This is a genomic window from Pseudidiomarina mangrovi, assembly GCF_003999375.1.
In the GTDB taxonomy this organism is placed as follows: domain Bacteria; phylum Pseudomonadota; class Gammaproteobacteria; order Enterobacterales; family Alteromonadaceae; genus Pseudidiomarina; species Pseudidiomarina mangrovi.
In genome coordinates this window covers 72,524-84,805 of record NZ_RJLC01000014.1, presented here as the reverse complement: position 1 = coordinate 84,805, position 12,282 = coordinate 72,524, and the positions used below count along the sequence as shown (strand labels likewise).

Annotated in this window: 14 protein-coding genes; 2 read left to right on the top strand and 12 right to left on the bottom strand. The window is 50.8% G+C overall.

The genetic code is table 11. The features are described from left to right. Positions 1-4: 4 nt before the first annotated feature. Both EFO84_RS06135 and EFO84_RS06130 read right to left on the bottom strand, forming a co-directional pair. Entirely contained in the window at positions 5-547 is a 543-nt protein-coding gene (locus EFO84_RS06135; RefSeq protein ID WP_127347172.1) for a hypothetical protein, read from the bottom strand. Positions 548-549: 2 nt separating this feature from the next. Beyond that, complete coding sequence (locus tag EFO84_RS06130) at positions 550-1,260, bottom strand: SURF1 family protein (RefSeq protein ID WP_127347171.1); 711 nt, start codon at positions 1,258-1,260, stop codon at positions 550-552. Positions 1,261-1,287: 27 nt separating this feature from the next. Here EFO84_RS06130 and EFO84_RS06125 point away from each other — a divergent pair, with 27 nt between their 5' ends. After that, positions 1,288-1,506: a DUF2909 domain-containing protein gene (locus EFO84_RS06125; protein ID WP_127347170.1), complete on the top strand. Its 219-nt coding sequence runs from the start codon at positions 1,288-1,290 to the stop codon at positions 1,504-1,506. Between the two features lie 32 nt (positions 1,507-1,538). On the opposite strand, the gene EFO84_RS06120 is transcribed toward EFO84_RS06125, so the two are convergent. From EFO84_RS06120 to lexA, 6 genes are all read right to left on the bottom strand, one after another. Beyond that, positions 1,539-2,420 carry a cytochrome c oxidase subunit 3 gene (locus EFO84_RS06120; RefSeq protein WP_127347169.1) on the bottom strand — a complete coding sequence of 294 codons (882 nt, stop codon included), beginning with the start codon at positions 2,418-2,420 and terminating at the stop codon, positions 1,539-1,541. Positions 2,421-2,429: 9 nt separating this feature from the next. Then, complete coding sequence (locus tag EFO84_RS06115; RefSeq protein ID WP_127347168.1) at positions 2,430-3,011, bottom strand: cytochrome c oxidase assembly protein; 582 nt, start codon at positions 3,009-3,011, stop codon at positions 2,430-2,432. Between the two features lie 5 nt (positions 3,012-3,016). Continuing rightward, entirely contained in the window at positions 3,017-4,609 is a 1,593-nt protein-coding gene (gene ctaD, locus EFO84_RS06110) for a cytochrome c oxidase subunit I (RefSeq protein WP_205701950.1), read from the bottom strand. A 14-nt stretch (positions 4,610-4,623) separates the two neighbouring features. Further along, a complete protein-coding gene (gene coxB / locus EFO84_RS06105; RefSeq protein WP_127347439.1) occupies positions 4,624-5,709 on the bottom strand; it encodes a cytochrome c oxidase subunit II in 1,086 nt (361 codons plus the stop codon). 330 nt (positions 5,710-6,039) lie between these two features. Next, positions 6,040-6,444: a hypothetical protein gene (locus EFO84_RS06100; RefSeq protein ID WP_127347167.1), complete on the bottom strand. Its 405-nt coding sequence runs from the start codon at positions 6,442-6,444 to the stop codon at positions 6,040-6,042. Next, positions 6,441-7,061 carry a transcriptional repressor LexA gene (lexA, locus tag EFO84_RS06095; RefSeq protein WP_127347166.1) on the bottom strand — a complete coding sequence of 207 codons (621 nt, stop codon included), beginning with the start codon at positions 7,059-7,061 and terminating at the stop codon, positions 6,441-6,443. The genes EFO84_RS06100 and lexA overlap by 4 nt, the downstream gene beginning before the upstream one ends. A 146-nt stretch (positions 7,062-7,207) precedes the next feature. Here lexA and plsB point away from each other — a divergent pair, with 146 nt between their 5' ends. Beyond that, positions 7,208-9,658, top strand: coding sequence for a glycerol-3-phosphate 1-O-acyltransferase PlsB (gene plsB, locus EFO84_RS06090; RefSeq protein WP_127347165.1), 2,451 nt, complete (start codon positions 7,208-7,210; stop codon positions 9,656-9,658). Positions 9,659-9,660: 2 nt separating this feature from the next. Here plsB and ubiA read toward each other — a convergent pair whose 3' ends face one another. The 4 genes from ubiA to glpE are packed head-to-tail and all read right to left on the bottom strand — an operon-like array spanning position 9,661 to position 12,282. Next, the gene (ubiA, locus tag EFO84_RS06085; protein WP_240642653.1) at positions 9,661-10,539 is read right to left on the bottom strand and encodes a 4-hydroxybenzoate octaprenyltransferase; all 879 of its coding nucleotides are present in this window, start codon (positions 10,537-10,539) and stop codon (positions 9,661-9,663) included. A gap of 4 nt (positions 10,540-10,543) precedes the next feature. Next, positions 10,544-11,116, bottom strand: a complete 573-nt coding sequence (locus tag EFO84_RS06080; protein ID WP_127347164.1) for a chorismate--pyruvate lyase family protein — start codon at positions 11,114-11,116, stop codon at positions 10,544-10,546. Then, positions 11,116-11,958, bottom strand: a complete 843-nt coding sequence (locus EFO84_RS06075; RefSeq protein ID WP_127347163.1) for a rhomboid family intramembrane serine protease — start codon at positions 11,956-11,958, stop codon at positions 11,116-11,118. Before EFO84_RS06075 ends, EFO84_RS06080 begins: the two co-directional genes overlap by 1 nt. Then, a complete protein-coding gene (gene glpE / locus EFO84_RS06070) occupies positions 11,959-12,282 on the bottom strand; it encodes a thiosulfate sulfurtransferase GlpE (RefSeq protein WP_127347162.1) in 324 nt (107 codons plus the stop codon).

The window sequence follows — 12,282 nt, the reverse complement described above, 5'->3', positions numbered from 1 at the left end:
GAGCTTAACCTATTCTGGATAGTTTCAGTAAGTTACGTAAATCGGAGAGCAAGTTCTTCGCTTCGGCACGCATTTGCTCTTCGTCGCTAAAGGTCGGGTAGTGCAACACCACATTGCCCCACGGGTCGACAATCATCAGCCGTTGTGACGGTAAACTGGCTAAGTGAGCCACCAGGCCAGCGTTCTCGACATGGGTAACGAGTGGCACCTGGTCTAATGCTAACTGTGAGCTGGCGGCACTGATATACACCGGTACCACGCGTTGAGTTTCTTTACCGAGCGCCACATCAAGTTGATTAATAGCATACAGACCTTGCATACAGGCATCGCTGCAATCGCCTTGGTCAACCAAGACCACCCGCCAGCCAGCTGGTAACTCGTTGGCAAAATCGCCGAGTTCATAGGGTGGCACCAACATCGTACCGCGATTGGTGACCGCACCCTGGTACCAGCTTTGGTCGAGCACCAATTTGGCGCCAATTACTGGGATCAGAAAGGCGAGGACCACACCAATGAGGGTAGCGCGGGATTTTTTTACAGATGTCATGCTCATTCCTCTGTTGTTGTTGTTTTGGAACGACCTGCAATTAACGCAATAATCAGGCACGCCAAGGCTAACGAGAACCATGTCACGGCATAAGCGCGATGCTTTTCGGGTGGCATTAAGTTAGGTTGCCATTGCCGCGGAAAGCCATAGGTTTCAGTCTCTGAGAGTAGCACCACATATGGGGCTATGGAAAGCTCTAGGGCAGCACTCAACAGCTCGCTGTCTAAGTGTTGAATGCGCATCGGCCAAGGGCCTTTCTCAAGCAGTTGGTCAGCGGCAACAAACCGGCTTTCACTGGGTTGATAAAACCAACCGGTGACGGTAATTGGACCTTCAGGTAAGGTCACTGCGGGCAGCTGTTGACGACTGTCACCAAGGCTCACCCAGCCCAAATTAACGGGAATTTTGGCGCTTTGAAAATCAGCTTGGAGTAGGCCAATCACGTGATAACCCACTTGCCCTTGTTGAATTTGGTTGTCCAGTAAGAAGTATTGCTGCGGTTGAAATTCTCCGCGCACGCTAACGCCCTGATAGCGATCAGGAAGCGCGCCAAGACCTAATGGTTGCCATTGCTGTTGTTGCTGAGCGCGCTCGAAATCATCAAACAGTGCCTGTTTTTCGTTGGCGCGATCAAGTTGCCACAATCCCAGCTTGACCAAGCCCGAAATTGCAAGCACAGTTATGAGCGTCGCAATAATGGTACTGCGACTCATAATAGAGAATCCGAAAAGGACATAGCGATGCTAACGTTCAGTGCAAAAGTCATTCTGGTACTACTCATGTTGTTCATGGTCTTTAATTTGTTTCGCGCCATGTTTGCCATGCTGCGTAACGATGCGACCAAACCATCCATGACCCATTATCTTGGCAAACGCGTGATGTTTTCAGCAATTGCCATGGTGATTATTATTATTCTATTAGCTACCGGGTTGTTACCGTCGAATCCACGGCCGTACTGAGTGTTGCTCAGTACGACCGCAGTGGCTCGTGGTTATAGGATGTATACAAAGATAAACAAACAGACCCACACCACGTCAACAAAGTGCCAGTACCAGCTGGTCGCTTGAAAAGCAAAATGGTTGTCGTGGGTAAAGTGCCCCTTCATCACGCGGAAGAACATCACAATCAGCATCAGTGTACCGAGTGTCACGTGCATACCGTGGAAGCCAGTCAGCAAGTAGAAGGTGTTGCCATATACCCCAGAATCAAGTTTTAAGCCTAAATCTTGATAGGCGTGAACATACTCCGCACCTTGCAGGTACAAGAAGATACAACCCAATACAATGGTAATACCTAGCCATACTTTTAACTGAGTGCGATTACCTTTTTCTAAGCCAACATGAGCAAAGTGACAGGTAAACGACGACACAATCAAGATGATGGTGTTGTACAGCGGTAAGCCCATCCAGCCCATTGCTTGCGTGGTGGTGCCGCCTGGGGTTTCGGTGAGTGGCCACATCGCTTCAAAGTGCGGCCATAGCACCTCGTTGGTCATGGCGTTGTTACTCGCCCCGCCAAGCCATTCCACAGCAATCACGCGAGCATAAAAAAGCGCGCCAAAGAACGCCGCAAAGAACATGACCTCGGAGAAGATAAACCAGCTCATACCTTGTCGATACGAGGCGCTGAGCTGATTGCTATAAAGGCCAGACATGGATTCGTTGATTTGGTCACGGAACCAACCAAACAACATCACCACCAAAATTGCCAGCCCGGTGAACAATACTGTTGTTCCCCAGCCATCCACTTGGTTCTTCGATTCAATAACGGTATGGCCTGCGCCAAAAGCAATCAGGCCCAGTGCTACTGCACCAACAATTGGCCATGGGCTACTTGCTGGAACATAATATTTTTCGTGTTGTTGTGCTGCCATAACAAGTCCTTAGTTCGCTAGCATGGTTGCTAGCACATCGGGTGTCGCATTGGCTGTAATGTCATACAGCGTATATTGCAGAGTCAATGTATGTATGTGCGCTGGAATTTCTGGGTCGAGATAGAACTGCATGGGCATGGCGGTGGTATCACCGGCTGCCAGCGGCTGCTGTTCAAAACAGAAGCATTCTGTCTTGTTCAGATATAAACCCGCTTCACCCGGCGAAACAGAAGGAATGGCCTGCGCCACCATATTGTTCCCGGTGCGGTTCTCAACCAAAAAGTTCACCACCTTAGTTTCACCAGGGTGCACCCGAACCATCTTCACTTCAGGTTGAAAATCCCAAGGCATGCCTTGGTTAACCCGAGTGATAAATTGTACGTTGATGCTCCGAGAGGTATCCACTGCACGGGTATTAACGGCAGCCGCCTCGTTCGACGTACGACCGTTAAACCCAGTGATTTCGCAAAACACTTCATACAGCGGTACCAACGCAAAACCAAAGCCGAACATGCCTACTACGACCAGTAGTAGGCGCTTAACGACCCGCCCGTTATCGGGGCGGTTTGGGGTTGATTGGTGGTCACTCATGAGCGTTATTTCACCTCAGGTGGGGTATCAAAGGTATGGTATGGCGCCGGTGATGGTACCGTCCACTCTAAGCCTGTTGCACCTTCCCATGGCTTCGCTGGCGCTTTTTCGCCACCGCGTACGCACTTCACCACAACCGCTAAGAAAATCAGTTGCGACAAGCCGAAGGCAAAGGCGCCAATACTGACAATTTGGTTAATATCGGCAAATTGCAGGGCGTAGTCTGGAATACGACGTGGCATACCGGCCAAGCCAACAAAGTGCATCGGGAAGAACAACACGTTGACGCTGATTAATGAACACCAGAAGTGCCATTTTGCCAGCGTTTCGTTGTACATATGCCCGGTCCATTTTGGTAACCAGTAGTAAGCGGCAGCCATAATCGAGAAGATCGCACCACTCACCAGCACGTAGTGGAAGTGTGCAACCACGAAGTAGGTATCGTGATACTGGAAGTCAACCGGTGTGATAGCCAACATTAAGCCTGAGAAACCGCCAATGGTGAACAGAATCACAAAGGCTAAAGCAAACAACATAGGCGTTTCAAAGCTGATTGAACCGCGCCACATGGTAGCTACCCAGTTAAACACTTTCACCCCGGTCGGCACCGAGATCAACATGGTGCAGTACATAAAGAACAATGCTGCGGCCACCGGCATACCGGTGGTAAACATGTGGTGCGCCCAAACCAGGAACGACAAACCGGCAATAGCGGCGGTGGCATAAACCATGGACGCATAGCCAAATAACGGTTTGCGCGAAAACGCGGGAATAATAGCCGACACGATACCGAACGATGGCAAGATCATGATGTACACTTCGGGGTGCCCAAAGAACCAGAAAATATGCTGGAACATAACTGGGTCACCGCCACCTGCGGCATCAAAGAAGCTGGTGCCGAAGTATTTGTCGGTCAGTACCATGGTGACCGCACCGGCTAGAACTGGCATGACAGCTATCAGCAAGAAGGCGGTAATAAACCAGGTCCACACGAACAATGGCATTTTCATGTAGGTCATGCCAGGTGCGCGCATGTTCATGATGGTCACGATCACGTTAATCGCGCCCATAATGGACGAGATACCCATAATGTGTACCGAGAACACGAATAACGCGGTGGAATCGCTACTGTAGGTGGTTGATAACGGCGCGTAGAAGGTCCAGCCAAACGCTGGACCGCCGCCTTCCATAAATAGCGAAGCAAGCAGAATAGCGAAGGCAAATGGCAGAATCCAGAAGCTCCAGTTATTCATTCGTGGCAAGGCCATATCTGGCGCACCAATCATCATTGGTACCATCCAGTTAGCAAGCCCGGTAAAGGCTGGCATAACTGCACCAAACACCATGATCAGACCGTGAACGGTAGTCATCTGGTTGAAGAAGTGCGGATCCACTAATTGCAGACCAGGTTGGAACAGCTCGGCCCGGATAACCAGTGCCATAGAGCCGCCCAACAAAAACATAATGAACGAGAACCATAAGTACATTGAACCAATGTCTTTATGGTTGGTAGTAAATAACCACCGGGTAATACCCGACGGCGCGTGATGGTGATGATCGTGATCGTGATGATCCATCGTTCCAGCAGCAGAGCTCATAGTCGGTACTCCCCTTAATTCTTCGTCCGAGCGTTGACATCAGCGGCTTGAATTAGCTCGCCCGTGTTATTGCCCCAAGCATTCCGTTCATAGGTAACTACTGCAGCAATCTCGCGCAGAGTCAGCATATTACCGAACGCCTGCATGGAGGTGCCTTGTTTACCGTAAAGTACAATATCAATGTGGCCATTGATGTCGTTGGTAACCATTTCAGTACCGACTAAACTTGGGAATACGCCGGGAATACCTTGACCATTTGGCTGGTGACAAGCCGCACAGTTACCGAGGTAAACGCGCTCGCCTAATTCCATCAGCTCGGCTTCGCTCATCGACATAGCTAATAAGCGTTGCTCTTCTTCTTTGGCTTCACGTTGCGCAGTTTCTTGTGCAGTAATCCACGCTTCGTATTCAGCTGGCTCTTTAGCGATGACCACAATCGGCATGTAGCCGTGGTCTTTACCACAGAGCTCAGCACACTGACCGCGGTAGATACCGGGTTCATCAACCTTAGTCCATGCTTCGTTAATAAAGCCTGGGTTAGCATCTTTCTTAACCGCAAAATCGGGCACCCACCATGAGTGGATAACATCATCTGAGGTGATCAAAAAGCGTACTTTTTTACCTGTCGGGATCACCAAGGGGCGATCGACTTCAAGTAAGTAGTTGGTGCCTTTTGGTAATTTATTATTGATTTGATCGGGACGGGTCGCCAACAGAGAGAAATATTCAACATCATGCTCAAAGTAGCGGTAGTGCCATTTCCACTGCGACCCGGTAACTAACACGGTGACATCAGATTCACTGGTGTCTTCCATGGCAATCAGGGTAGAGGTGGCTGGGATGGCCATTCCAATCAAGATTAAAAACGGGATCACTGTCCAGAGAATTTCAACTTTGACATTTTCATGGAAAGTTGCTGGCTTGTGACCGCGTGATTTGCGGTGGGCAATCATGGACCAAAACATGGCCCCGAAAACCACGATACCAATCACAATACATATGTAAAGTATGGTCATGTGAAGGTCATAGACGCGGTTGCTGATCTCGGTAACACCTTGAGTCAGGTTCAACTGCGATTGTGCACTGGCAGCAAACGGCATTGCCGCTGTTAGTGCCGCGATAAGTCTCGTTCTCACGGACGTCTCCTCTCATTCTTCCGACGTGGTCGCCCACGAATACACCGAAGTGCGAGCCTGAAGAACAAAGAGGTAAGCAGAAAAAGGAACAGCATTCCTAGAAGTGAAAAATCGCTTTCCCTACTAACTCTTTGTTGTTGTTATATATCAATAATTATTATTTTAGTTGTGTTAGCAGTATTTATTGCTGCTCCAAAATACCATGTAACGATTAAATTGCCACCGCTTAAGTTAAGATTTTTTAAAAAAAAGGGCTGCATGAGCAGCCCTTCGGGGAAACCTTCGGTACGGGGATTAGTGGAGTGGCGTACGAGAAGGTAATTCATTAAAAACAAAACTGTGCGTTTGACTCATCTTACTAGCCATTTTGATGCGTTGCTGCATGCGCGGCGAGATTTGCTCAAGAAAGCTCAGCACTAAGCTACTGGTACCAGCCAACAACGCTTGTTCAGTCGCCCATTCGCGATGGTCATGATCGCGACCGCCAATCCAACGAATACGATTACGGCTCACGCCCGCAGCGACTAATTGTGCGATGGTTTCACGACAACCGCCGATCACAGTGATCCACTGTGATGTGCGTAATGCGAGTGACTGCACGCGATACAATACGTCATCAAAACGCGCGTCGCCTAAACTAGTTTCTGCATGCTCAGCCACGAGGCTGGCGTTTTTACTTGGTTGATAATCGTATCTCATAGCCATGCTCCATTTCGAATGACACCTACGGCCAGCCCTTCTACGGTGAAGTATTGCTGAGCGAGGTCGACCTTGATAGTCGAAAATTCTTCATTTTCTGGGTGCAGCAATACGGTGCTGCCCTTGCGTTCAAAGCGCTTCACGGTAACGTCTTCGTCAACCCGTGCGACAATAATTTGGCCGTTACGTGCATCTTGAGTTTTGTGAACAGCCAATAGGTCACCGTCGAGAATACCGATATTCTTCATGCTCATGCCGTTTACGCGCAGTAAAAAGTCAGCATGCGGTCGAAATAGGTTTTCATCGACGCGATAATGACTCTCGATGTGTTGCTGGGCTAAAATAGGTTCGCCAGCGGCAACTTGACCAATAAGTGGCAACCCTTCTGGAACTTCTTCATCCATACCGCCGACTAAGCGAAGGCCGCGCGACATACCGGGTAGTAGCTCGATAACGCCTTTTTTCGCCAGCGCCTTGAGATGTTCCTCCGCCGCATTGGCAGAACGAAAACCCAGTTGTAAGGCTATTTCGGCGCGGGTTGGCGGCATGCCAGTGGCGTCAATAGCATCTTTGATTAGGGTCAGAATTTCTTGCTGACGGGGCGTTAAAGGGCGCATGTAAATACCTGTTTATCTATACAGTGATACTGTGAGTATATACAGGTGTTTTGCTTTGGCAACTTTTTTTTTGGTATTTTTTTCAGGCGGCATAACCACAATGACAGTGGTATGCTTGCATTAGATAACTAAGCAGAGGGTTTTGCATGAGTCTACGAGGCTTGTGGCGTTCGGTCTTATACTGGCCGGTACGCTGGCTGACGCGCTTTGAGGTGATTCTCGATCAAGCGGCACAGTCGGTCATCGGCAGCGATCACGTGGTGTACGTAATGCGCTCGACGTCATTGACCGATTTTATCGTTGCCCAGCGCGCATTGCTGCGTATTGGGCTGCCTGATCCGAACCAACCACTGTTACTCAACGGCCGTGAATTTCCCCGGGTGATGTACTTGGCCAAGGGTAAAGATGACAGTGCTGCGGCGGCGGTGGATGAGTTATTGGCGCTACTTGAGGCGCACCAAAAAGACCCATCGTTGCGGGTGCAAGTGCTGCCCTTGGGGCTGTTTTGGGGGCGTAAACCCGGCCAAGAGCGGCGTGAAGGCAAGGCCATGGTGGCCGATCTCGATAATCCCGGCAAATGGCGCAAATTCTGGCTTGTGGTATTTTCTGGTCGACATATCTTAGTGCGCGGCAGTGCCCCGGTACAGTTGCGCCAAATGACCGATGAAAATGGTGTTGATCGGCGCATTGCGCACAAGCTAGCACGCGTTGCCAGGGTGCATTTTGTGCGCTTACGGCACGCTGTGGCGGGCCCTAAAATCACCGAGCGAAGCGAAGTCATTCGCAGTTTGTTAGCCACCCCAGCGTTGCAACAAGCGATTGCTGACGAAGCCAAGAGCAAGCGTATCAGTCGTGCCGATGCCGAACGCAGTGCCTATAAATATCTCGACGAAATAGCCGCTAATTACAGCGACACCTTAGTTCGTGTGTTGGATCGTTTTATGGGCTGGATGTGGAGCAAGATATACCATGGCGTGCACGTTGAAGGTGGTCACCGTATCCGCGCGTTGGCGCAGGCCGGGCATGAAATTATTTATGTGCCCTGTCACCGCAGCCACATGGATTATCTATTGCTGAGTTACACCATTTATAAAGAAGGCTTAGTGCCACCACACATTGCCGCTGGGGTTAATCTTGATTTTTTTCCAGCGGGACCATTATTCCGTCGCGGTGGTGCGTTTTTCCTGCGGCGCAGCTTCAAGGGTAATAAGCTCTATTCAGAAGTCTTCCGCGAATACCTCAATCGGTTGTTCCAAAAGGGCTATCCGGTGGAATATTTTACCGAGGGTGGGCGCAGCCGCACCGGCCGCCTACTGCCGCCCAAAACTGGCATGATTGCTATGACCATTCAGGGTATGTTGCGTGGTCAAACCCGGCCCATGTCAATTGTTCCAGTTTATTTGGGCTACGAACACGTCATGGAAGTCGCCACCTATCTGAAAGAGCTACAAGGCTCAAGCAAGCAAAAAGAGTCCATCTTTCAGGTGCTTGGTACCTTGCGCCATTTAAAAAACTTCGGTGATGGTTACGTTACCTTTGGTGAACCGATTAACGTGGGTGAGGCTCTTGATAGCTTGCAGCCGAGCTGGCGCGAGAGCATCACCATTGGTGCCGAAGAACCGGCACGGCCAAAATGGTTAACGCCGACGGTGAATTTGCTGGCCGAACAAATTATGCAGCGTATTAATAATGCCGCAGCATTAAATAGTATCAATTTGTCCGCGCTCGCCCTCCTCAGTGCCGAGCAACACAGTTTGACCCGCGAAGAACTGATCAGCCAAATGGAGGTTTACACCACTATTTTGCGTGAGGTCCCCTACAGCTTGGATAGTTATGTGCCGGAGCAAAGCGGGACAGAACTGTGGCAGCTGGCCAGCAAGCAAGACAAGTTCACCATTGTCAGTGACAGCATTGGTGAGGTGATTCGGCTTGAGGGCAATAAAGCTATCGCCATGACCTACTACCGTAACAACATCATGCATATGGTGATTGTGCCGGCTATTGTGGCAGCGATTGCGGTGGGCCATGGCCAATTTAAGCAGGCTCAGGTGGTCAGTTTATTACAACAATTACAGCCGTTATTGCAGGATGAGCTGTTTATTAGTCACGATAGCGATAGCATGGCGCTATGGGTAGCAGCATTGTTGCAACAGTTCACTGAAATGGGCTTAATTCGACAGCTTAGCGACACCAGTTATAGCGCTCCTGCGCGTGATTCGCAGTGCTACTTCAAGTTGCAGCTGCTGGCGCGTGGCGCCAGTGAAACCTTGCAACGTTACTCGATTATTTTGGAGCTATTGCAACAGGCGCAGCCACTCGGTCGCTCAGAGTTAGAGCAACAAGCCGTAGCCTTGGCTGAGCGCTTAAGTACCCTGCATGGCATTAGCGCCCCAGAGTTTTTTGATAAAAAAGTACTGACCGGTCTGATTGCCACTCTGAAAGCACAGAACTACATTGATGTGGATGCTCAAGGGCAGCTGATTGCTGATCAGCGCGTGGGTGCCTTTAGTGATCGTATTGATAGTTTGCTCGAACCTGCGGTATTACAAACCATTCGGCAATCGGTACAACAATGGCTGGCCTCGCGGTCAACCTAACGCTAACGGAAAAACCAAAACTCAATCACGATGGCGAGGGTAAGCACCCAACCCACGTGATTGTTGTGCAGAAAAGCTTGGAAACACGCGCTGGGTTGGCGCTGCCAAATCAGCCGATGTTGCCATGCAAATAAGCCAACAATGACCACTAAGCCCAGGTAATACGGGTAGGCGGCGTTAATCACCGCTCCCAACCCTGCCAACAATACCAAGGTAATAAGTTGCAGCGCAGCAATAGCTAGCCGGTCGTACTGAGCAAATAAAATCGCCGTCGACTTCACCCCAATTTGTCGGTCATCATCACGATCGGCCATGGCATATTGGGTATCATAGGCCACCGTCCAGCTGACATTGGCGAATAATAATAACCATGCCGGCAACGGTAAGCCTTGCTCCAGCGCGGTAAAAGCCATCAAAATGCCAAAGCTAAAAGCCACGCCAAGTACCACTTGTGGTAACTGGGTAAAACGCTTACAAAACGGATACAAGGTCGCCACACCCACTGCCGCAAAGCTCAAATAGATAGTGGTTTTATTCAGTTGCAGCACCAGTAGTAAAGCGACCAGCAGTAGCCCTGCGAATAACAGCAGCGCTTCCCAGCTCTGCACTTCACCCCGCGCCAATGGACGTTGCTTGGTACGGCTAACCTGGCCATCAATGTGGCGATCTGCGTAATCATTGATGACACAGCCGGCAGAGCGCATCACCCACACGCCGAGTAAAAAAATCACCAGAATTTTTAACGGTGGGTTACCAGCGCCGGCTATCAGCAGCGCGCTTAAGGTCGGCCAGAGTAACAGTAAGGTGCCAATCGGGCGGTCGGCACGCATCAAACGCCAGTAGGCTGAACTGCGTTGACTGATCATCGCACCACGGCTCATGTGCTTACTCCGCGCCTTCGGTGTGATAGAGCGGCGCCGCGCCAATAAACACTTCTGCCACCAGAATCTGTTGCCCTGCGGCGCTAAAGCAGCTCCGCCGACCCCACAGTGTCTGTGCGGCAAAGCCCAACTGTTGGTGCAGCTGACCGACCCGGCTGTGAGCAGGAAAAGCCGATACCTCGATATCCGAGCGCTGCAAATCAGGCTGGCTAAACAAATGTTCACCCAGTGGTCGCGTGCCCAGTTCAGCCAGGTTAAGTTGACTGGCTTGTAACGCCTGTTGTGGAAATACGCTGCGGGCAAACACCCAAGGCTGATGATCGCAGTGGAGAATCACTTCACGCACAGTCACCGTGCTGTCTTCGGGTAACCAGCGCGCCTCGTCAGCGAGCATACTCGCTTGCTGTTGACCGAGTAATTGCACCTGAAAATGCTGACACTGAGCTTTTAATTTCGCGGTGAGCGAACTGTTATCTAGCAGCCATTGGCACTGTAGGGGCGAGAGTAACTCGCCCCAAGCTTCTGCTGCTTGCCAGTGCGCTTCGCCGCCCACAGAGACAATGGGAAACGCCAGCATTAACGGCCCAGCCCGCGCATCACCGCCCCAACCAACAAACCACTGATGAGGCCAGCGGTGTGAGCAGTATTGGCAACGTTCACCCACAATAGGTCGGTATAGCCGAGTACTAACCAGAACAACAAAAAGCCAATCAGCCCTGGCGGCAAGTACAGAGGGTGGCTTGGGCGCTGCCAAGCCATGACCACGGCAATTCCGAATAAGCCATACACCACACCGGAAAGGCCGCCGAAATAGGGGCCACTGACGATAAATTGAGCGACATTGGAAATGCTGGCGCAGACCACCAGTGCGACCACTAGCCACACGCTGCCATAAAGGCGCTCAAAGCGGCCGCCTAAATACCACCACCAAAACACGTTAAATAAGATATGGAGCACGCTAAAGTGCAATAAGGCCGGGGTGATTACCCGCCACGGTTGATGCCACGGAATAGCCGCGAAGTTGTCGCTGATACGGAGTAATTCAAATAGGCCGTCACGCAAAGGCGATAGCTGCCCTAAAAACACCGCAATGACCAGTACCGCAAAACTGATGGTCACGACCCCAGCTTGGCTTAATAAGTTGTTCAGGATAGTAGGTGTTCCACGTGGTATACGTGGGCTACGGTCAGCGGCAAAGGCGCTCAGCGCCGGCTCATGTTGGGGGCTATCAGCAATACTGGGGTTGGCTTTAAATTCTGCCACTAACTCTTTGGCTAGCGCCGCATAACTGGTTTGAATCAGCCAAAGCTCAAGTTGCTCGCCGTGTTCGCTCACTGTCACCGGGATGCCGCGTTGTTGCAGGAACCCGTAAAGTTTTTCCATGCTACTGTGATCGCGGCTGGTGTACAGTTTTTGCATTTAGCGTCGCTCCACAGCCTCTGGAAATTGTTGGCCCCATGCGGTGAACCCACCGTCTAAACTACTGACCGGCTCCACGCCTTGCTGGGCGAGGTATTGGGCTGCACCTTGGCTGCTGTTACCGTGGTAACACACCACCACGACTTCAGTGGCATCATCAAGGCTGTCGAGAAATTGCCCTAAGTTACTATTGGTTAAATGGACTGAGCCGGGAATATGGCCGAGCGCAAACGACCGCTCATCGCGGATATCGGCAAACGCCGCCGCACCCTGTTGCCAGAGTGCGTGCGCGGTTGCTGCATTGATTCGTTTAAAGTCGGCCAT

Bases quoted from the DNA above. Each gene is read 5' to 3' on its own strand.
- EFO84_RS06115 (WP_127347168.1), bottom strand. From the start codon at position 3,011: ATGAGTGACCACCAATCAACCCCAAACCGCCCCGATAACGGGCGGGTC.
- ctaD (WP_205701950.1), bottom strand. From the start codon at position 4,609: ATGAGCTCTGCTGCTGGAACGATGGATCATCACGATCACGATCATCAC.
- EFO84_RS06135 (WP_127347172.1), bottom strand. From the start codon at position 547: ATGACATCTGTAAAAAAATCCCGCGCTACCCTCATTGGTGTGGTCCTC.
- plsB (WP_127347165.1), top strand. From the start codon at position 7,208: ATGAGTCTACGAGGCTTGTGGCGTTCGGTCTTATACTGGCCGGTACGC.
- EFO84_RS06075 (WP_127347163.1), bottom strand. From the start codon at position 11,958: ATGCAAAAACTGTACACCAGCCGCGATCACAGTAGCATGGAAAAACTT.
- ubiA (WP_240642653.1), bottom strand. From the start codon at position 10,539: ATGAGCCGTGGTGCGATGATCAGTCAACGCAGTTCAGCCTACTGGCGT.
- lexA (WP_127347166.1), bottom strand. From the start codon at position 7,061: ATGCGCCCTTTAACGCCCCGTCAGCAAGAAATTCTGACCCTAATCAAA.
- EFO84_RS06080 (WP_127347164.1), bottom strand. From the start codon at position 11,116: ATGCTGGCGTTTCCCATTGTCTCTGTGGGCGGCGAAGCGCACTGGCAA.
- EFO84_RS06125 (WP_127347170.1), top strand. From the start codon at position 1,288: ATGCTAACGTTCAGTGCAAAAGTCATTCTGGTACTACTCATGTTGTTC.
- glpE (WP_127347162.1), bottom strand. From the start codon at position 12,282: ATGGCCGACTTTAAACGAATCAATGCAGCAACCGCGCACGCACTCTGG.
- EFO84_RS06100 (WP_127347167.1), bottom strand. From the start codon at position 6,444: ATGAGATACGATTATCAACCAAGTAAAAACGCCAGCCTCGTGGCTGAG.
- coxB (WP_127347439.1), bottom strand. From the start codon at position 5,709: ATGCCGTTTGCTGCCAGTGCACAATCGCAGTTGAACCTGACTCAAGGT.
- EFO84_RS06130 (WP_127347171.1), bottom strand. From the start codon at position 1,260: ATGAGTCGCAGTACCATTATTGCGACGCTCATAACTGTGCTTGCAATT.
- EFO84_RS06120 (WP_127347169.1), bottom strand. From the start codon at position 2,420: ATGGCAGCACAACAACACGAAAAATATTATGTTCCAGCAAGTAGCCCA.